Source organism: Siminovitchia sediminis (assembly GCF_042680885.1).
Classification (GTDB): Bacteria; Bacillota; Bacilli; order Bacillales; family Bacillaceae_C; genus Siminovitchia; species Siminovitchia sediminis.
Map to the genome: position 1 here is coordinate 1 of NZ_JBHUEO010000046.1, position 20,684 is coordinate 20,684.

Consider the following 20,684-nt stretch of genomic DNA (forward strand, 5'->3'; position numbering starts at 1 on the left):
CCGCCAGCGTTCGTCCTGAGCCAGGATCAAACTCTCATAAAAGATGTTTGTTAGCTCATTTTAAAGCTGACTAAAAATCATAAATTATTGACGTTTCGTTTCGTTCAGTTTTCAAAGATCAAACTTTTTCTCGAGCCGCTCCGTTTGGGCGACTTTTATATCATATCAACCTATCAAGTATATGTCAACAGCATTTTCAAAGGATTTTTTTGTTAAAAGACATATTTTGAACAGCGATTAATAATATATCACCTTTTATAAATTCTGGCAATGTTTTTCTTTTAAATAAAAAAGAAGCGCCGATCACCTGACGCTCCTTTTTTGAATTACAAAAAGGTGGGTTCTTGTATACATACACGCATGGTTCACTTCAACACCCAGACCGGCACTTGGGCTTATCTCTCTTACGAATCATACAGCTCTTCACCTGTAATTTCCTCATCATTCGGTGTCGTAGTGATTTCCTCGAGTCCTTCTGTCTCTTCTACTTTTGCAACTGTAGCGACAGATTCATCCTCATCAAGCCGGATTAAAATGACACCTTGTGTATTACGCCCCATCACTGAGATATCTTCCACAGACATCCGGATCAACACACCTTTTGCTGTGATCAGCATAAGGTCTTCCTCGCCCCTGACTGTTTCAAGCGCAACTAATGATCCTGTTTTTTCTGTAATATGGCTGGTAATCAGCCCTTTTCCACCGCGAGTTTGAATTCTGTACTCTGCAGCCGGTGTCCTTTTTCCGTAGCCGTTCTTTGTTACAACAAGGACATCATGTTCTTCTTCCAGGATTTCCATTCCAATGACTTCATCTTCATTGGACAAGTTGATGCCTTTAACTCCTGTAGCTGTCCTTCCCATTGGACGCACATCTGTTTCATGGAAACGAATGAGCAGACCGTCTTTGGTGCCGATCACAATATTTTTGTTGTTATCTGTCAGCTGCACTGAGATTAGCTCATCATTTTCTCTTAGATTCAGTGCTATCAGGCCGTTTGTTCTTATATTGGCAAAAGCTGATAAAGGGGTCCGTTTTACAAGGCCCTGTTTTGTTGCGAAGAATAAATACCAGTCTTCAAGGTATTCTTCCACACAAATGATCGTATTGATCCATTCTCCTTTTTGGATGCCCAGCAAATTGATGATTGGAAGTCCTTTAGCTGTTCTGCTGAACTCAGGAATCTCATATCCCTTCGCTTTATAGACTTTCCCTTTGTTTGAGAAAAATAAAATCGTATCGTGCGTAGATGTTGTAAGTAAATGCTCAACAAAGTCGTCTTCATGGGTTTCCATGCCCTGGACACCGCGTCCTCCGCGTTTTTGGCTTCTATAAGTGGAAATGGGAAGACGCTTGATATATCCGTTATGAGTCAATGTCACTACGACGTTTTCTCTCGGAATCAGGTCTTCATCCTCAAGCTGGCCGACACCTCCCGATACAATCTCCGTCCGGCGGCCGTCATTAAACCGCTCTTTAACTTCAAGAAGCTCTTCACGAATAATCTCCAGAATTTTTTCCTCATCAGCCAAAATAGCTTTTAATTCGGAAATTAACTTCACCAGAGATTGATATTCTTCTTCGATTTTTTCCCGCTCGAGACCGGTCAGTCGCTGCAATCGCATATCAAGGATGGCTTGTGCCTGCTTTTCACTCAAGCTGAATTGCTCCATTAATCCGGTTCGGGCAATATCGGTAGTTTCCGATCCCCTGATCAAGTTGATAATGGCATCAATATGATCCAAAGCAATGCGAAGTCCTTCAAGAATATGTGCACGGGCTTCTGCTTTTCGAAGCTCGTACTCTGTCCTTCTTCTGATTACAACTTTCTGATGTTCCAAATAATGGTAAAGACACTGCTTAAGGTTCAATACTTTTGGCTGTCCATCAACCAATGCAAGCATGTTGATGCCAAAACTAGTTTGAAGGGCAGTCATTTTATACAAATTATTCAGGATGACATTCGCATTCGCATCTCTGCGGACTCCAATAACAATTCTCATTCCGACACGGTCCGATTCATCCCTGAGCTCAGTAATACCATCAATTTTCTTCTCGCGGACGAGATCGGCAATCCGCTCGATCAGCCTTGCCTTGTTCACCTGGTAAGGAAGTTCTTTAATGATGATTGTCTCCCGGCCGTTTGATTTCGTCTCAATCTCGGCTCTGCCCCGCATCATGATTGATCCTCGGCCTGTCTCATATGCCCGTCTAATTCCGCTCCTGCCAACAATTAAACCGGCCGTTGGAAAATCGGGTCCCGGAATAAATTCCATTAATTCCTGTATCGTGATATCCGGGTCTTTGCTTAATGTAATGATGGCATCAATGACTTCTCCGAGCTGATGAGGAGGAATATTTGTTGCCATCCCGACGGCAATGCCTGAGGTTCCGTTCACGAGCAGATTGGGAAACCGGGCAGGCAGCACAACAGGCTCTTTTTCCGAACCATCGTAGTTGTCTTTGTAATCAATCGTATCTTTGTTAAGGTCTCTAACAAGCTCCATGGAAATCTTTGACATTCTGGCTTCTGTATACCGCATGGCAGCCGCTGAATCACCATCAATGGAACCAAAGTTTCCGTGTCCGTCTACAAGCATATACCGGTAGCTGAAATCCTGTGCCATCCGGACCATCGTTTCATACACAGCAGAGTCACCGTGCGGGTGATATTTACCAATGACTTCACCGACAATCCTGGCGGATTTTTTATAAGCTTTGTCGCTTGTCATCCCAAGATCGTTCATGGCATATAAAATCCGTCTGTGAACCGGCTTCATGCCGTCCCGGACATCGGGAAGGGCGCGAGAAACAATGACGCTCATCGCATAATCAAGAAAGGATGAACGCATCTCCTGGCTTAAATTAACTTCTTTGATATTATCAGGCATTTCTGGCATAAACTCACAACCTTCCTAGTTCCTTAAAAAAAGCGAGTGAAGCAGCACATCCCAATCCTGCGTCACTTGCTTTCAGTCGAAAATTATATATCTAAGTTTTTGACATTTAACGCATTTTCTTCGATAAAAAGGCGCCGCGGTTCTACTTTTTCACCCATAAGCATGTCAAACGTTTCATCCGCTTCAATCGCGTCTTCCAAACTTACCTGAAGGAGAAGCCTTGAATCTGGATCCATCGTTGTATCCCAGAGCTGGTCCGGATTCATTTCTCCGAGACCTTTATAGCGCTGGATGCCCGGCAAAGGCTGTTTGGGCAGATCCTCCAAAACATCCTCCAGTTCGCTGTCAGAATACGCGTACAAAACTTTTTTGCCTTGGCTGACTTTAAATAAAGGCGGCTGGGCAATATAAATATAACCTGCTTCCACAAGCGGACGCATATAGCGATAAAAAAGTGTAAGAAGCAACGTCCGGATATGTGCACCGTCAACATCCGCATCCGTCATAATTACGACTTTATGATATCTGGCTTTAGATATATCAAACTCTTCTCCGATCCCTGTTCCAAGAGCCGTTATGATTGCTCGGACCTCATCATTTGAGAAAACCCGGTCAAGCCTTGCCTTTTCCACATTGATAATCTTACCTTTCAGAGGCAAAATTGCTTGAAAATGGCGGTCACGTCCTTGTTTGGCTGATCCTCCGGCAGAGTCCCCCTCAACGATAAACAACTCACTGATCTCCGCATCTCTGGAGGAGCAATCAGCCAGTTTTCCAGGAAGATTGGACACTTCCAAAGCATTTTTCCGGCGGGTCAACTCCCTGGCTTTTCTAGCAGCCATGCGCGCTCTGGCAGCCATACTGCCTTTTTCCACAATCTTCTTGGCTAACGAAGGGTTTTCCAATAAATATTTTTCAAAATGCTCGGAGAAAAGTGCATCGGTAATGGTACGTGCTTCCGAGTTTCCAAGTTTGGTCTTCGTCTGGCCCTCAAACTGCGGGTCAGGATGCTTGATAGAAATAATGGCTGTCAGCCCTTCACGGACATCTTCCCCGGTTAAGTTGCTGTCATTCTCTTTAAAAATTTGGCTTTTACGTGCATAATCATTGACCACTCTCGTCAACGCCGATTTAAATCCGGATTCATGCGTACCGCCTTCATACGTGTGGATATTATTGGCAAAAGAGTATATATTGCTCGCATATCCATCGTTATATTGCATGGCGATCTCAATGGAGATGTCATCCCGTTCCCCTTCAATATAGATGGGTTCTTCATGGAGTAACTCCTTGGATCGATTCAAGTGCTCCACATAAGAAATGAGCCCGCCTTCGTAATGATATTCTTTTCTTACCGTTTCTTCTTCACGCTTATCCTCAATGACCAGCTTCAAGCCCTTGTTTAAAAACGCAAGCTCCCGGGTACGAGTAGACAGAGTTTCAAAGTCAAATTCAACCGTTTCAGTAAAAATTTCAGGATCCGGTTTAAAATGAATGGTTGTTCCTGTCCGTTCAGTCTCGCCGATAATTTTTAAGTCAAACAGTGGTACACCGCGAGCGTACTTTTGGTAATGGATATTTCCGTTCAAATGTACATACACTTCCAGTTCACTGGAAAGCGCGTTTACAACAGAAGCACCCACACCGTGGAGACCGCCGGATACTTTATAGCCGCCGCCCCCAAATTTCCCGCCTGCATGAAGCACAGTCAGAATGACTTCAACCGCCGGACGGCCCATTTTCTCCTGGATTCCAACCGGTATACCCCGGCCGTTGTCCTGGACTGTAATGCTGTTATCCGCTTCAATGGTTACCACGATTTCATCACAATAACCGGCCATGGCCTCATCAATGCTATTATCAACAATTTCCCATACGAGATGGTGCAGGCCTCTGGGGCCTGTTGACCCAATATACATCCCCGGGCGTTTGCGAACCGCTTCCAGCCCTTCCAGCACCTGAATCTGATGTTCATCATATGTCTGTTCCTGCATTGCTCTTTGTTCCATTGACAAAACGATTCACCTGCACTTTCCATCTATTTCATCATGAATCCTAACTATTCACGAGTATTTCACTTAACGCTCTTTTTTTTAATGTGGCAATGGCAACGGGCGATAAATACATATGTGTTGAGGTAATGACTAAAGATTTAAATGATCCATTGGCCAAAGACACCAACTCAGATTTTCTTCTGTCCAAGAGTTCCTGAAGTTCTTTCGAGTCGTTCACTGTCTGCTTATCCAATATCGCAATAATTTCGTTTGACCGGACCAGCACATCGTCTCCGACATGGACATACATGTTCTCACCTCATTGCCCTTTTGTGATTGTGCCATTATGCACATAGAAACTGTCCGCTTCTTTAATGGTTTGGTGGTCGATTCCATTTGTCGTCGTCGTCGTGACAAACGTCTGGACTTTTCCTTGGATCGTGTTCAACAAATGTGATTGACGGTAGTCATCCAATTCCGAAAGTACATCATCCAAGAGCAGAATCGGATATTCTCCAATTTCAGATTGAATCAGTTCAATTTCGGCAAGTTTTACGGACAGGGCGGCTGTTCGCTGCTGTCCCTGTGAACCGAATGTATGAACGTCACGCCCGTTCACAGAAAAGCTTATATCATCACGGTGGGGGCCGACCAGGCTGATACCGCGGTCAATTTCCCTATCCCTTATAGATGCAAGCTTTTCTTCGAATATAGTAATCATTTTGGACGAATCCGAGTCTTCTGATACATCCAGTGACGGTTTATATAAAATGCCGAGTGTTTCCAGTCCGCGGGAAATACCGGCATGAATCGGTTGGGCCCATTCCTCCAGCAGGTGGATAAATTCAAATCGTTTCCTGATGATTTTCACTGCCGATTCGATAAATTGTTCATCCAGCACATCCAAAAACGTCTGATCTGTTTGCCGCCTGCTTTGCAGCTGTTTTAAATAATGGTTCCGCTGTTGCAGGACTTTCTGGTACTGGCCGATATCAAAAAGATAAACGGGTGAAACCTGACCAATCTCCATATCAATAAAACGACGCCTTATTTGAGGGCTCCCTTTCACAAGGCGGAGATCTTCAGGCGCAAACATGACAACGTTCATATTACCGACATAATGACTTAATTTTCTTTGTTCTATATGATTAAACTTAGCCTTTTTCCCTTTTTTGGAAATTATTAACTGTAAAGGGACAGAACCATTCGTTTTTTGAACTCTACCCTCTATTTTAGCATAATCCTCGTCCCAACGTATTAAATCTTTATCATTGGATGTTCTGTGGGATTTTGCCATGCCCAGCACATAGATCGCTTCCATGACATTTGTTTTCCCCTGGGCATTTTCTCCTACAAAAACATTCACTTTATTTTCAAAAGAAAGTGAGAGTTGACCATAATTACGGTAATTACCCAATTCAAGTTCTTTAATATACATGGAGTCAACATCCTTTAATTGACAACAAGGAAACTTCCAATTCCTTCAATGTCAACGCGGTCGCCAATGGACAGTTTTCTGCCTCTTCGCTGATCTTGATCGCCATTTACAAGCACGGTATGTTCACTGAGAAACCACTTTGCCATGCCTCCGGAATCAATCAAATCCGCCAGTTTTAAAAATTGTCCAAGGGTGATAGTGTCCGTCTCAATTTTTATTTCTGTTTCCACATTCTCACTCATTTCGTATCAAGTCATTCTTACTTATATTTTACTAAAAAATCGGCTTCGTGACAAAGATTAGCCGGACAAAAACCGCTGGTTTATGCTTAACAAATCATACAAAGCGTACAGTTGAAAATAGACCTTCGCTCGTTTGAGACAAAAGCACGACAACCGTTCATTTTTGTCAGCCAATAAAAGAAAAACCTGCCTGAAAGGCAGGTCATTTACGCGGTTCTTACAGGCAAAATAAGCTGTAAAATAGATGGATCTTCTGCAGATCGAATGATGAAAGGGCGCATGGCCCCCGTAAAACTGATCATAATATTTGTTCCATCCACAGCACGCAGGGCTTCCATCATATATTTGGCGCTGAAAGAAATTGTCAGCTCTTCTCCCTCAAGAGATTCTATTGGAATTTCCTCCGATACATGGCCGATCTCCGGTGTGTTGGAGGAAATCTCCAGAAGGTGATCACCCATAGAAATCAGTTTCACAACATTGTTTCTTTCTTCCCTTGCCAGCAAAGAGGCACGGTCAATGGCATCATTAAACAACTTTCCGTCCAGCGTAATATTTGTCTTATAATCTGTCGGAATGAGACGGGATGTATCTGGATAGTTCCCTTCAAGCCGTCTTGTATAAAAATGAATATTTTTCGATTTAAATAAAATTTGATTTTCTGTCATGACAATACTAACTTGCTGGTCATTATCATCTAAAATTTTACTGAGCTCAAGCAAACTTTTACCCGGAATGACTGTTTGATAATGAACCTCTTGGGGTACATCCACAGGCGATGTTTTTCTTGCAAGCCGGTGACTGTCCGTAGCCACGCAAATCAGCTGGCCATTTTTAATTTCCCACTTGACACCTGTCAAGATAGGACGTATTTCTGAGGTGGACACAGCAAATACGGTCTGCCGAATCATAGTTTTCAACAAATCACTTGGAATTGAAAAGGTGTCTTCATTTGAGATTTGCGGAAGATGCGGATATTCCGCAGGATCAAAACCGTTTAAATGAAATTCTGCCTTTCCTGATTTGATGAGTACATGCCGGCCGTCCTCAGTTGTTATTTCTACAGTATCCATCGGGAGCTTTTTGACAATATCCCCAAAAAATCTGGCATTTAAAACAATGCCGCCAGGACTTTTCATTTCGATCAATTGATCGCCGTCTTCTTCAACAGGTATAAAAGATTCAATTGAAACATCGGAATCACTTCCGGTAAATGTAATCCCATCATGGTCAGCAACAATTTTAATACCCGTCAATATAGGTATCGTCGTTCTTGAAGAAACAGCTCTCATGACATGTTGAACGCTGCTGATGAGGCGGTTTCGCTGAATGATAAATTGCATGCTTCCTTCCCTCATTTCAAGCCTTTATATTATTTATTTTTTTAAAAAAAATCGTAGTACTAGTAGTAGGTGCTGTGGATATGTTGATAAGTGTGTGAATGAATGAAAATGAAAGATGTTCACATGTGGACATCTTGTGCAGCAATGCGACAATCTTATACACAATATCCCCATCAAGGATGTTTTAATGATTCTAGTATGCCATTGATCCGATTTTGAAATTCTGAATCAGATTCCAGCATTTTAGCTATTTTATCGTAGGCATGGATCACAGTTGTATGGTCCCGTCCGCCAAATTCGTCTCCAATTTTCGGCAAAGATAAATCCGTCAGTTCCCTGGAAAGGTACATAGCAATCTGTCTTGGAAAAGCAATGGATTTTGTCCTTTTTTTTGCTTTAAAATCTTCAAGTTTTACGTTGTATTCAGCACCGACCGCTTTTTGAATATCCAACACGGTAATCACTCTTGGTTTTGAGCTGGGAATAATATCTTTTAGTGCCTCAGCAGCCAAATCAGCATTGATGTCTTTGTTAATTAAAGAAGAATAGGCAACGACGCGGATCAATGCACCTTCAAGTTCACGAATATTCGTATCAATTTGGTTTGCTATGTACAGCATGGCTTCATTTGGAATATCCAACCCGTCCGCTTTGGCTTTTTTGCGTAAGATGGCAATTCTTGTTTCCAAATCAGGCGGAGTGATATCAGTGATCAACCCCCATTCAAAGCGGGATCTCAGCCGCTCTTCCAAAGTCGGTATTTCTTTGGGCGGTCTGTCACTGGAAATGATAATCTGCTTGCTGTCTTCATGAAGTGCATTAAATGTATGGAAAAATTCTTCCTGTGTTTGTTCTTTTCCGGCTATAAATTGAATATCGTCTATTAAAAGGACGTCTACATTTCGATATTTATCTCTAAAATTCTCCGCTTTATTGTCACGAATAGAGTTAATGAATTCATTGGTGAACTTTTCAGAAGAGATATACAGGACCTTAGCAGCCGGATTATGCTCAAGTACATAATGGCCGATGGCATGAAGCAAATGTGTTTTTCCGAGCCCTACGCCTCCGTAAATAAACAAAGGGTTATAGGCATTTGCAGGTGCTTCAGCAACCGCCAGTGAAGCTGCATGTGCAAAGCGGTTGCCCGCCCCGATTACAAATGTGTCAAATGTATATTTTGGATTTAGCATATTCTGATATGCCTCATCTCTTCTGGCTTCCTGAATGGTGTTCACTTTGGGAGCCGGTTCCTTCTGCAGCTCATCTTCCGCATCAGGCGGAATGATAAATTTAACATGTAAATGTTCACCGACGAGATCATATAAAATGCTGGAAATTAATTTAGTATAACGGCCTTCAAGCCAATCTCTCGCAAATTCATTGGGGACAGCAACAATCATTGTATCGCCATGGAGCTCAAAAGCTTCGGTAGATTTTAACCATGTATCAAAACTCGGTTTACTAATCTTTTTTTCTATCTTTCCGAGCACTTTCTCCCAAAGATCAGACAGGTTTTCCAATACTTTACCTCCTTTTCTAAGCTCATTAGGGACATTGGAATGCCTTTGAGGAATTTTACCGGATGTGGAAAAGGATATATATGTAGAAACTATCTTTTCGACAATATCCACGAAATGTGGACAATGATATTCAAAGCGGATGAATAAGTAATCCACAAGTTATTCACACTTTGTGGATAAAATAAGAATGAAGATATGTTCTCCACAAATAAAACAATTTTATCATACCAAATAAAATGAAGGACTGCAATGAATGGAAGACATTATCCACATCATTAAAAATTACCGCATCTGAGATTATCAACAGCCGTAGAATTTGTGAAAAACTTGTCGATAAATAGTGTGAATAAGAAAAAACCGCGCACAAATCATCCACAGGCAAGGATGAAGAGATCTCACAGCTTAGATCTGACAAAAAAAGTGGCAGGAGAGGTTGACAATCGTTTAATCACGTCTTTATAATTAGTAAGACTGTCTAAACTGTGATTGTGAAATCCTCGAGGAGGTGTCAATAAAATGAAAAGAACATTCCAACCAAATACAAGAAAAAGAAGCAAAGTCCACGGTTTTCGTGCGAGAATGAGCTCCAAAACTGGACGTAGAATCTTAGCCCGTCGTCGTCGTAAAGGGAGAAAAGTATTATCAGCGTAGACCACTGAAACGTCTCAGTGGTCTTTTTTCTAATAGAAAAAGTGTAAATCCGACAGGATAGCAAAACCAGGAAGATTTGCGCTTTTTCTCTAGTTCTGAGGTGGGTGTATGAAAAAAGCTTATAGAATTAAGAGCAATACTGATTTCCAGGCAGTGTTTAAAAAGGGAAAGTCTGTGGCGAACAGGCAGTTCGTCCTTTATGCACTGGAGAAAAAAGAACAGACTCATTTCAGGATTGGTTTGTCTGTAAGCAAGAAGATCGGAAATGCTGTGACAAGGAATCGGATTAAGCGCTATATCCGGCAAGTTTTCTATGAACTCGAGGATCAAGTGAGTCACAATCAGGATTTTGTTATTATCGCCAGAAAACCGGCGGCCGACATGGATTACCATTCTGTAAAAAAGAGCCTGGAACATGTACTCCGGCTTGGGAAGTATTTAAAAAAGTTAAAACACAGATAAAAATGAACATTTCCATCAACAGGACGAATGAAAAATGGTAAAATAACCGTTAGACGATACAGTGACTTTTCATACATAGGGAGGATACGTAGTTTTGAAAAAGAGAATACTCCTCGCAGCAGCCATGCTCGGCTTGCTGATCTTGGCAGCCGGCTGTTCATCAATAGAGAATCCCGAACCAATTACATCTGAAAGTACAGGTTTTTGGAGCAAGTATATTGTTTATCCTTTATCATGGTTAATTACCACATCTGCTGAAATGACAGGGGACAGCTATGGATTGGGAATTATCATTGTAACCCTGTTAATCCGTTTGGCCATTCTGCCGTTGATGATTAAGCAGACGCAAAATTCAAAAGCTATGCAGCTGCTCCAGCCGGAAATGCAGAAACTAAGAGAAAAGTATAGTTCTAAAGATGCACAAACCCAGCAAAAGTTACAGCAGGAAATGATGCAGTTATTTCAAAAACATGGGGTTAACCCGCTGGCCGGCTGTTTTCCATTGCTTATACAAATGCCGATTCTCATCGGTTTTTATCAGGCAATTATCAGAACCGAAGAAATTGCCACTCATACATTCCTTTGGTTTGACTTGGGGGCACCGGATCCTTACTTTATATTGCCGCTCGTGGCCGGATTAACGACATTCCTGCAGCAGAAAATTATGATGGCAGGAACAGAAGGCATGAATCCCCAAATGCAAATGATGCTATATATCATGCCGGTAATGATTATTATTTTTGCAATCAGTTTTCCATCTGCTCTTGCTTTATACTGGGTAGTCGGGAATATATTCATGATTATTCAAACATATTTTATCAAGCCGCCCATTTCAAACAATGAAGCGGCCGGAAAAGAAAAGGTGAGGGGAGCTAAAAAGTGAGACAAGTCACTGCAACCGGATCAACCGTGGAAGAAGCAGTACAATCAGCTTTGGCTCAACTAGAAAAAACAGAAGATCAAGTCGATATAAAAGTAGTAGATGAAGGAAAAAGAGGATTATTTGGTTTGTTTGGATCTCGTCCGGTGGTTGTCGAAGTATCGGCAAAGCCGGACGCTATTGAATCCTCAAAACAATTTTTACAAGAGATCATCCGAAATATGGGAATTGAGGCCCAAATAGATATTGTGGATCATGGCGAACGCAATGTCATGTTTAATATATCAGGAGAAAAGTTGGGCCTGCTGATCGGAAAGAGAGGCCAAACGCTCAATGCTTTGCAATATTTGACACAGCTTGTCGCGAATCGCTATTCATCTCATTATATACGTGTTATCTTAAATCCTGAGAACTACAGGGAAAGGCGGGAAGAGACATTGACACGCCTGGCCGAAAGAATGGCAGCTAAGGCAAAGCAGCTGGGCAAACCCGTGTCTCTGGAGCCCATGCCGAATTATGAACGGAAAATCATACATACTGCATTGGCCAACAACGAAAGGGTTGAGACAGTCTCTAAAGGAGAAGAGCCAAAACGATTCGTTGTAATCCAGCCAAAATAACACCTCCCATGAACAGGGGGTGTTTTTTTGTGGCAAATGGGCGATGCCGAATGAAAATTCTAACAGGTGCAGATATGTCTATCAATTTTCATGATGCCCAAACATGCGAACAATGGACAAAATGGTCACCATGAATGGTTCGAGAAACCCAAATAAGCAGAACGATGGGTAAAAGAGCGGTCAAGGCCGTTTCAAGAAACTTAATGCGGCAACAGAACGTTCGGACGGTCGCCTATAAAATGAGTAAAGCGGCTCAGATGAATGTTCGTCTTCCGGGGCCAGTGGTCATCGTTCTTCTGGCAGAAGCAGCCAGTCCAATAAAAAGAGTGCAAAACGTTATACGAGTAGATTGTTATTCACATGTGGATATTATAAAATAAAGAATACGGCTTTTTGCTTGTGGATAAAAACGTTGTTTTGGACGGAAGGGTCAATTGTGACATTTTGCGGATATGAGATTCGTTGAATATCAATTATTTTTAATATAAAAGTGGTGATTGTTTTGGATTTCGATACAATTGCAGCCATATCTACACCGCTCGGTGAGGGTGGAATCGCCATCGTTAGAATAAGTGGGGATCAAGCCATCGGCATAGCTGATAAAATTTTTCGGAGTGCCAACGGAAAACAGCTGGAGGAGATGGATTCACATACGATTCATTATGGCCGTCTGATTCAGCCGAGAACAGAAGAAATGATAGAAGAAGTCATGGTAACAGTTATGAGGGCACCGCGGACTTACACAAAGGAAGATGTGGTAGAAATCAACTGCCATGGAGGAATGGTGTCGGTCAACCGCGTTCTTCAGCTAGTATTAAACAATGGAGCCAAGCTTGCAGAACCGGGGGAATTTACAAAAAGAGCTTTTTTAAATGGAAGAATTGATTTGTCACAGGCAGAAGCAGTGATGGATTTGATCAGGGCGAAAACTGACAAAGCCATGAATGTGGCACTGAATCAGATGGAAGGGCGCCTGTCAAAATTAATCAAATCCTTGCGTCAAGATATCCTGGAGACTCTTGCTCACGTGGAAGTAAACATTGACTACCCGGAATATGACGATGTGGAAGAAATGTCACACCGCATGTTGAGGGAAAAGGCGGATCATATCGAAAAAGAAATTAAAAAATTATTAAAAACCGCTGAACAAGGTAAAATATTGCGTGATGGATTATCGACGGTTATTATAGGTCGACCGAATGTTGGAAAATCCTCTTTGTTGAATAGTCTAGTACAGGAAAATAAAGCCATTGTGACGGACATACCCGGAACGACGAGGGATGTCATTGAAGAATATGTGAATGTGCGCGGAGTCCCACTGCGCCTGATCGATACAGCGGGTATTAGGGAAACAGAAGATATAGTAGAAAGAATTGGTGTAGAGCGGTCAAGAAAAGTATTAAAAGAAGCTGATCTGATTTTACTTGTACTCAATTCCGCTGAGCCGCTGACAGCAGAAGATCAGCAGCTGTTTCAAGCAGTTGAAGGCATGGATGTTATTGTGATTGTCAATAAAACGGATTTGCCGGGAAAAATCAATATTGGGCAGGTCCGGGACTTAGCAGGAAAACATCAAGTGATTAGCACTTCTTTGCTGAAGGAAGAGGGGATTGATGATCTGGAACAGGCGATCTCCGACCTGTTTTTTCAGGGAGAGTTGGAATCGGGAGACATCACATACGTGTCAAACAGCCGTCATATTGCTTTGCTTCATCAGGCGCTTCAGGCAATGGAAGATGTAAAGCAAGGGATTGAAGCAGGCACGCCGATTGATATCGTTCAGATTGATATGACAAGGACGTGGGAAATTCTTGGCGAAATTATTGGAGACACGGTTCAGGATAGTTTGATTGACCAGCTATTCTCTCAATTCTGCTTAGGTAAATAAGAAAAAGGAGGTTATCGTCATGCAAAAGTATGAAGCAGGCCAGTACGATATTATTGTGGTCGGAGCCGGACATGCCGGATGTGAAGCGGGTCTGGCGGCTGCCCGAATGGGTGCAAAAACGTTAATGATCACAATCAACCTCGACATGGTTGCATTTATGCCATGCAATCCCTCCATTGGCGGTCCTGCCAAAGGAGTAGTTGTACGGGAAATCGATGCACTTGGCGGGGAAATGGGAAAAAATATAGATAAAACGGCTATTCAAATCAGGATGCTCAATACGGGGAAGGGGCCTGCTGTACAAGCGCTTCGTGCGCAGGCAGATAAATTCCAGTATCAGCATGAAATGAAAAACACATTGGAAAATGAACCGAATCTTACGCTTCATCAGGGAATGGTAGATGAACTGATTGTAGAAGACGGTGTTTGTAAAGGCGTTGTCACGATGACAGGCGCTGTTTATCGTTCTAAAGCAGTCGTTATTACAACCGGAACCTTCCTTCGCGGTGAGATTATTTTGGGTGAATTAAAATACTCAAGCGGTCCGAACAATCAGCAGCCATCCATTAAGCTGTCAGAACATCTGAAGGAACTTGGTTTTGAGATGGAACGTTTTAAAACCGGTACACCCCCAAGAATCAACAGCCAGACGATCGATTACAGCCAGACTGAAATTCAGCCGGGAGATGAAGAACCCAGGGCTTTCAGTTATGAAACAACGAAAATGATTACAGATCAGCTGCCTTGCTGGCTGACCTACACAAATGAAAATACACACAGACTTATTGATGAAAATCTCCATCGTTCACCGATGTTTTCAGGAATGATTAAGGGTACAGGGGCCCGCTATTGTCCATCTATAGAAGACAAAGTCGTCCGCTTTAATGACAAGCCGCGACATCAAATTTTCTTAGAGCCGGAAGGACGCCATACGAATGAAGTATACGTTCAGGGACTCTCCACCAGTTTACCCGAAGAAGTCCAGCATCAGCTTCTTAAAACAATTCCGGCATTGGAAAATGCCCGTATGATGAGACCGGGTTATGCAATCGAGTATGATGCGATCGTACCGACTCAACTATGGCCGACATTGGAAACGAAAAAAGTGAAAAACCTCTATACCGCCGGACAAATCAACGGTACATCCGGTTATGAAGAAGCGGCAGCACAGGGGATCATGGCCGGGATTAATGCGGCACGGAACATTTTTGGCAAAGATGAAGTGGTTCTAAGCCGCTCCGACGCCTATATCGGAGTATTAATCGATGATCTTGTCACAAAAGGAACAAATGAGCCGTATCGCCTGCTTACCTCGCGGGCGGAATACCGGCTGCTTCTTCGCCAGGACAACTGCGATCTGCGGCTGACAAAACTCGGATATGAGCTTGGACTTATTTCCCAGGAAAGATATGATAAGTTTGTCCAGAAAAAAGAGGCGATTGAGGCGGAGATCAAACGCCTGCAAAAGACGATCCTGAAACCAAATGAACAAACGCAGGCACTTATTCGTGAGGCTGGCGGCAGTGAATTGAAAGACGGAATCCGGGCATCAGATTTATTGAAGCGTCCGGAAATGAAATATTCCCATATTGTCCAATTGGTGCCAACCGAAGAAGAGTTGTCCCCGGATGTAATTGAACAAGTTGAAATTCAAATCAAATATGAAGGATATATAGATAAGTCATTGCAACAGGTAGAAAAACTTAAGAAACTGGAGAATAAAAAAATCCCGGAAAATATAGATTACGATGCGATTCATGGGATAGCAACGGAAGCACGCCAAAAGTTGAAAAAGGTGCGACCGCTGTCCATTGCCCAAGCTTCACGTATTTCCGGAGTGAATCCGGCAGATATATCTATTCTGTTGGTATATATTGAGCAAGGAAAAATCGCCCGTGTGTCAGGGGATGACTGATGAATAGAAAAGCGAAAGGCGGCCGATCAGGGGCGACAAGCGCTGGAGACAAACCAGTGAAGGCGTAGTTTGCCTTCAATGGTTTTGTTGAAGCGACCTCGAGCCCCAGCCGCCTGTAGCTGGACAAAAGACAGAAGTCTGCAAGCTAAACACTGCAGCAACTGGAGTAGGAAAGGATCAGCCATGAATATTGAGGAATTTACAAAACACCTGAAAAGCAGAGGGATCGAATTAAACGGCCAACAGCTGGATCAGTTCGATCGATATTTTAAGGTTCTTGTCGAATGGAATGAAAAAATGAATTTAACTGCGATCACTGATCGAGAGGAAGTTTATCTTAAGCACTTCTTCGACTCGGTGAGCGCCGCTTTTTTTCTGGACTTCAGCAAGCCGTTGTCACTTTGTGATGTGGGTGCGGGAGCAGGATTTCCCGGCATTCCGCTGAAAATCTGTTTTCCCGGAATTCGAATAACAATTGTAGATTCATTAAAAAAACGCATTACTTTTTTACATGAACTTGCAAAGGAACTAGAACTACAGGATGTTTCATTTTTTCATGACCGGGCGGAAACCTTTGCTAAAAAAGAAGAATTTCGCGAGCAGTTTGATCTAGTTACTGCACGCGCCGTAGCGAGGATGTCCGTTTTAAGCGAATTGTGTTTGCCGCTCGTCAAGGAAGGCGGCCGCTTCGTTGCATTTAAGGCTGCTAATGCCAAAGAGGAGATGGCAGCCGGAGAAAAAGCAATCAACCTACTGGGTGGAAAGTTCACCGATATTTATTCTTTTGAATTGCCGTTGGAACACAGCGAAAGAAATATTATCGTAGTGGAAAAGGTAAAAAAAACACCAAAAAAATATCCGCGCAAGCCAGGTATGCCCAATAAATTGCCGCTGGAATAACTTTTTACATGATAAAACAGCTAGGGCACGTAATGTATAAAAGGGGATGCTCTCGTTTTTATACGCAAGGTGATCAAATGGACAAGATGCGGCAGCCCAAGTTTGCCCAGGTGTCATCAGGCGCAGGCCCATTAGCAGCAAGGAAGCTGTTTGAGGGGAGAAGAATATGCCCTTGAAACTAAGCATCTCATGGGGAGCGTATAGCCCGTCATAAAGTTACGTTTCACGTTTCATAGGATGTGATGTGGGCAGTTGCTTTGCGAGGTTGCCCCAATCAAAATTCGGCTTGTATATGCAGCTAAAGCTGTGCGCTTTCCTTTTCTTGCAAAACAGAGCAAAAGTTCGGCAGGAAATATGATAGAAAAAATAGTATGATGTATAGTAGGGAGTTACTATTTCAAGGTGGTGTAGAAGGATGAAACATCCTTTCTCGCGTTTTTTTGGATTGGGTGATAAGGACCTGCCGATAGAAAAAGAGAATGAGGCAGATGATTCAGTCGAAAGGGAAGAAGTTAGAAATATAGCTGTTTCTGCCATTTCCCCCAACCGATTCCAGCCAAGGACCATTTTTGATGAATCCAAAATAGAGGAATTGGCCCGTACCATCCATACACATGGAATCATCCAGCCGATTGTCGTCAGAGAAGCAGGAAATGACCGGTATGAAATCATTGCGGGTGAACGCAGATTTCGCGCTGTACAAATGCTTGAGTGGGAAGAAATACCTGCCATTATAAAAAATTTAAGTGATACAGAGACAGCTTCAGTTGCTTTAATTGAAAATCTTCAGAGGGAAGAATTGACTCCGATTGAAGAAGCGATTGCGTACGGAAAACTGCTGGAGCTACATAATCTAACCCAGGAAGCATTGGCACAAAGACTTGGCAAGGGACAGTCAACAGTAGCGAACAAACTTCGTCTGCTTAAGCTTCCCGAAGAAGTCCAAGAGGGACTTTTACAAAAGAAAATTACAGAACGCCATGCGCGTGCATTAATGCCGTTGAAAGCGGCGGATAAACAGATTCAGCTTATGAACTTAATCATTGATAAAAATTTGAACGTCAAACAAACAGAAGAACATGTTGCCAAAATGCTGTCCAAACAGGACAAGCCCAAGCGCAGCAGCCGTCGAAAAGCAGTGAGCAAAGATATGCGGATCGCTGTCAATACCATCCGCCAGTCATTGTCCATGGTAGCTGAAAGCGGTATTGAGTTGGACGCAGAAGAAGAAGAGTTTGATCAATATTTCCAAATTACTATTAAAATACCAAAAAATAAAGAAAAATAATTGTTGATTGAACGGGTCATGGGAAGCTTGAAAAAACAAGTTTCCCATTTTTTACGATAATAAAATCTATCAATATTTGTTAAAATAGATGAGGTGCGAAGAATTCGGAGGAATAAGGGGTAGGTGAAATTGTTGGGAAAGATCATTTCCATAGCCAACCAAAAAGGGGGCGTCGGAAAAACGACTACCTCCATTAATTTAGGAGCCTGCTTGGCTTACATCGGTAAAAAGGTTTTAATCGTTGATATTGACCCTCAGGGGAACGCGACTAGTGGTGCGGGTATAGACAAAGGTGATGTCAATGAATGCGTTTATGATGTACTGGTTGACGATGCTGACATAAAACAAGTGATTCAACAAACATCCGTAGACAACTTATCAGTAGTTCCGTCAACAATTCAGTTGGCGGGTGCTGAAATTGAACTTGTCCCGACGATTTCCCGTGAAGTTCGTCTAAAAAGGGCGCTGGAAGAGGTAAAGGATCAATATGATTATATTTTAATAGATTGCCCTCCATCACTCGGTTTATTGACCATCAATGCGTTGACCGCCTCGGACTCAGTCCTGATTCCGGTACAGTGTGAATATTATGCACTGGAGGGGCTCAGCCAGCTGTTAAATACAGTCAGGCTTGTGCAAAAACATTTAAACCAGGACTTAATGATTGAAGGCGTACTTCTTACGATGCTGGACGCCCGGACAAATCTGGGTCTTCAAGTTATCCAGGAAGTAAAAAAATACTTTCAGAATAAAGTTTATCAAACAGTCATCCCCAGAAATATTAGATTAAGCGAAGCACCGAGTCACGGGCAGCCGATCATTATTTATGATCCAAAGTCCCGAGGAGCGGAAGTTTACTTAGAACTCGCAAAGGAAGTGGCTGAAGTTGGCTAAAGGACTGGGTAAAGGCATTAATGCTTTGTTTGCGAACATTAATATGGATGTAGGAACTGAAGAGACAGTAAAAGAAATCCCTGTTAATGAAATTGCGCCTAATCCATTTCAACCGCGAAAAATTTTCTCTGCTGAAGCTATTGATGAGCTGAAGGAATCCATTGAAAAACACGGTATCTTGCAGCCTATCATTTTGAGGAAAATAGATCATGGCTATGAAATTGTTGCGGGTGAAAGACGTTTTCGGGCTGCAAAAGCAGCTCAGCTGGTTAAAGTTCCGGCGGTCGTCAGGGAATTTAACGATCATCAGATGATGGAATTGGCGGTGCTGGAGAATCTCCAGCGAGAAGATTTAACGCCGATGGAAGAAGCGGCAGCCTATCAAACCTTAATGGACAAACTTGGGGTGACACAAGAGGATTTAGCAAAAAGGCTGGGGAAAAGCCGTCCATATATAGCCAATCATGTAAGGCTGCTGACTTTGCCAAAAAGGATCCAGCAGCTGATTAATGAAGGCAAGCTCTCTATGGGGCACGGCCGGACATTGTTGGGCTTAAAACAAAAAAATAAGATGATTCCTGTGGCGGAACAAACGATCCGTGAGGGTTTAAATGTCCGCCAACTGGAAAAAATGATCCAAAGATTAAATGAAAATGTTCCACGTGAAACAAAAAAGCCGGAGAAAAAGAAAGATGTTTTTATTAAGGAATATGAAGACCGATTAAGAGAAAAGTTTGGTACAACGGTCACAATCAGCCAATCAAAGAAAAAAGGAAAAATAGAAATTGAATTTCTTTCACCGGAAGATTTGGAACGCATTTTGGAAATTATGAAGTTAAGCGAATAACGCAGCTTCATCATCGGAAGAGTCGGGTGAGGTCATGGTTTTACTGGGTACGACCGTTAATGTGATCTGCATTATCATCGGAACGCTGTTAGGCAGATTTCTACAAAACATACCGGAGAAAATGAAAGATACAGTCATGTACGCAATTGGACTGTCTGTCATTGTTCTCGGAATACAAATGGGGTTTCAAAGCGAGAACTTTTTGGTTGTAATTATCAGTCTTGTGCTTGGTGCTGTGCTTGGTGAATGGTGGGCTCTGGAAGATAAGCTCAACAAAGTCGGGCAATGGCTGGAAAGTAAGATGGGAAAAGGAAAATCCGGAAGTATTGCGCAGGGATTTGTTACGGCTACGCTGATCTTTACCATTGGTGCAATGGCGACAATCGGAGCATTGGACAGCGGAATGCGAAATGATCATAACGTCCTATATACCAAATCACTCCTTGACGGTTTTACCAGTCTTATTTTATCAACGACTTTAGGAATAGGCGTTATCTTTTCTGTCATTCCGGTCGCCGTGTATCAAGGAAGCATCGCTTTGTTTGCTACTCAAATTAACCAGCTGGTTCCTCAAGAATTGATGGATGTTTTTATCAATGAAATGACAGCAACAGGGGGGCTCATGATTTTCGCCATCGGCTTAAATATGGTGGGACTGACGAAAATCCGTGTGGCGAACTTGCTACCGGGGATTTTGGTAGTTGCTGTTATTGTAACAGTTATGAATGTTTTAAGTTCAAATCTCATGTAAAAAAAAACAGGCGTAGGCCTGTTCAGGCTGTCGAGAAACCCTCGACAGCCTTTTTAATTATTTATAATACTTGTTCTTTCACCGTTTTAATTTGTTAAAATAAAAATAACAAAATATGGCGGTGATAAAGTTGCTCCATACAAAATCA

At 42.5% G+C, this 20,684-nt stretch carries 19 protein-coding genes; 12 read left to right on the forward strand and 7 right to left on the reverse strand.

All coding sequences use genetic code 11. The annotated features are described in order from the left end of the window. Window positions 1-404 precede the first annotated feature (404 nt). From gyrA to dnaA, 7 genes are all read right to left on the reverse strand, one after another. Entirely contained in the window at window positions 405-2,900 is a 2,496-nt protein-coding gene (gyrA, locus tag ACFSCZ_RS13960) for a DNA gyrase subunit A (protein ID WP_380774662.1), read from the reverse strand. 83 nt (window positions 2,901-2,983) lie between these two features. Continuing rightward, window positions 2,984-4,909 carry a DNA topoisomerase (ATP-hydrolyzing) subunit B gene (gene gyrB, locus ACFSCZ_RS13965; protein ID WP_380774678.1) on the reverse strand — a complete coding sequence of 642 codons (1,926 nt, stop codon included), beginning with the start codon at window positions 4,907-4,909 and terminating at the stop codon, window positions 2,984-2,986. 46 nt (window positions 4,910-4,955) lie between these two features. Next, window positions 4,956-5,204, reverse strand: coding sequence for an extracellular matrix regulator RemB (gene remB / locus ACFSCZ_RS13970; protein WP_380774663.1), 249 nt, complete (start codon window positions 5,202-5,204; stop codon window positions 4,956-4,958). A gap of 9 nt (window positions 5,205-5,213) precedes the next feature. Continuing rightward, window positions 5,214-6,332: a DNA replication/repair protein RecF gene (gene recF, locus ACFSCZ_RS13975; protein WP_380774664.1), complete on the reverse strand. Its 1,119-nt coding sequence runs from the start codon at window positions 6,330-6,332 to the stop codon at window positions 5,214-5,216. A 14-nt stretch (window positions 6,333-6,346) separates the two neighbouring features. Beyond that, on the reverse strand, window positions 6,347-6,574 hold the full coding sequence (gene yaaA / locus ACFSCZ_RS13980; protein WP_380774665.1) for a S4 domain-containing protein YaaA: 228 nt from the start codon (window positions 6,572-6,574) through the stop codon (window positions 6,347-6,349). A 206-nt stretch (window positions 6,575-6,780) separates the two neighbouring features. Next, window positions 6,781-7,917, reverse strand: a complete 1,137-nt coding sequence (gene dnaN / locus ACFSCZ_RS13985) for a DNA polymerase III subunit beta (RefSeq protein ID WP_380774666.1) — start codon at window positions 7,915-7,917, stop codon at window positions 6,781-6,783. Window positions 7,918-8,090: 173 nt separating this feature from the next. After that, entirely contained in the window at window positions 8,091-9,440 is a 1,350-nt protein-coding gene (gene dnaA, locus ACFSCZ_RS13990) for a chromosomal replication initiator protein DnaA (RefSeq protein ID WP_380774667.1), read from the reverse strand. A 516-nt stretch (window positions 9,441-9,956) separates the two neighbouring features. Here dnaA and rpmH point away from each other — a divergent pair. The 12 genes from rpmH (at window position 9,957) to ACFSCZ_RS14050 (ending at window position 20,536) form a co-directional block, all read left to right on the forward strand. After that, window positions 9,957-10,091 carry a 50S ribosomal protein L34 gene (gene rpmH / locus ACFSCZ_RS13995; RefSeq protein WP_380774668.1) on the forward strand — a complete coding sequence of 45 codons (135 nt, stop codon included), beginning with the start codon at window positions 9,957-9,959 and terminating at the stop codon, window positions 10,089-10,091. A gap of 108 nt (window positions 10,092-10,199) precedes the next feature. Next, window positions 10,200-10,553, forward strand: coding sequence for a ribonuclease P protein component (gene rnpA, locus ACFSCZ_RS14000; RefSeq protein WP_380774669.1), 354 nt, complete (start codon window positions 10,200-10,202; stop codon window positions 10,551-10,553). A gap of 94 nt (window positions 10,554-10,647) precedes the next feature. After that, window positions 10,648-11,436 carry a YidC family membrane integrase SpoIIIJ gene (gene spoIIIJ / locus ACFSCZ_RS14005; RefSeq protein ID WP_380774670.1) on the forward strand — a complete coding sequence of 263 codons (789 nt, stop codon included), beginning with the start codon at window positions 10,648-10,650 and terminating at the stop codon, window positions 11,434-11,436. After that, window positions 11,433-12,053, forward strand: coding sequence for an RNA-binding cell elongation regulator Jag/EloR (gene jag / locus ACFSCZ_RS14010; protein ID WP_380774671.1), 621 nt, complete (start codon window positions 11,433-11,435; stop codon window positions 12,051-12,053). Before spoIIIJ ends, jag begins: the two co-directional genes overlap by 4 nt. 134 nt (window positions 12,054-12,187) lie before the next feature. Beyond that, complete coding sequence (locus tag ACFSCZ_RS14015) at window positions 12,188-12,433, forward strand: hypothetical protein (RefSeq protein ID WP_380774672.1); 246 nt, start codon at window positions 12,188-12,190, stop codon at window positions 12,431-12,433. A gap of 122 nt (window positions 12,434-12,555) precedes the next feature. After that, window positions 12,556-13,941, forward strand: coding sequence for a tRNA uridine-5-carboxymethylaminomethyl(34) synthesis GTPase MnmE (gene mnmE / locus ACFSCZ_RS14020; protein ID WP_380774673.1), 1,386 nt, complete (start codon window positions 12,556-12,558; stop codon window positions 13,939-13,941). Window positions 13,942-13,960: 19 nt separating this feature from the next. Continuing rightward, window positions 13,961-15,856, forward strand: coding sequence for a tRNA uridine-5-carboxymethylaminomethyl(34) synthesis enzyme MnmG (mnmG, locus tag ACFSCZ_RS14025; RefSeq protein ID WP_380774674.1), 1,896 nt, complete (start codon window positions 13,961-13,963; stop codon window positions 15,854-15,856). A 183-nt stretch (window positions 15,857-16,039) separates the two neighbouring features. Further along, entirely contained in the window at window positions 16,040-16,756 is a 717-nt protein-coding gene (gene rsmG / locus ACFSCZ_RS14030) for a 16S rRNA (guanine(527)-N(7))-methyltransferase RsmG (protein WP_380774679.1), read from the forward strand. 415 nt (window positions 16,757-17,171) lie between these two features. After that, complete coding sequence (gene noc / locus ACFSCZ_RS14035) at window positions 17,172-18,044, forward strand: nucleoid occlusion protein (RefSeq protein WP_380774675.1); 873 nt, start codon at window positions 17,172-17,174, stop codon at window positions 18,042-18,044. Window positions 18,045-18,176: 132 nt separating this feature from the next. Continuing rightward, a complete protein-coding gene (locus ACFSCZ_RS14040; protein WP_380774680.1) occupies window positions 18,177-18,938 on the forward strand; it encodes a ParA family protein in 762 nt (253 codons plus the stop codon). After that, a complete protein-coding gene (locus ACFSCZ_RS14045; protein WP_380774676.1) occupies window positions 18,931-19,785 on the forward strand; it encodes a ParB/RepB/Spo0J family partition protein in 855 nt (284 codons plus the stop codon). Before ACFSCZ_RS14040 ends, ACFSCZ_RS14045 begins: the two co-directional genes overlap by 8 nt. 34 nt (window positions 19,786-19,819) lie before the next feature. Further along, a complete protein-coding gene (locus tag ACFSCZ_RS14050; protein ID WP_380774677.1) occupies window positions 19,820-20,536 on the forward strand; it encodes a DUF554 domain-containing protein in 717 nt (238 codons plus the stop codon). Window positions 20,537-20,684: the final 148 nt, after the last annotated feature.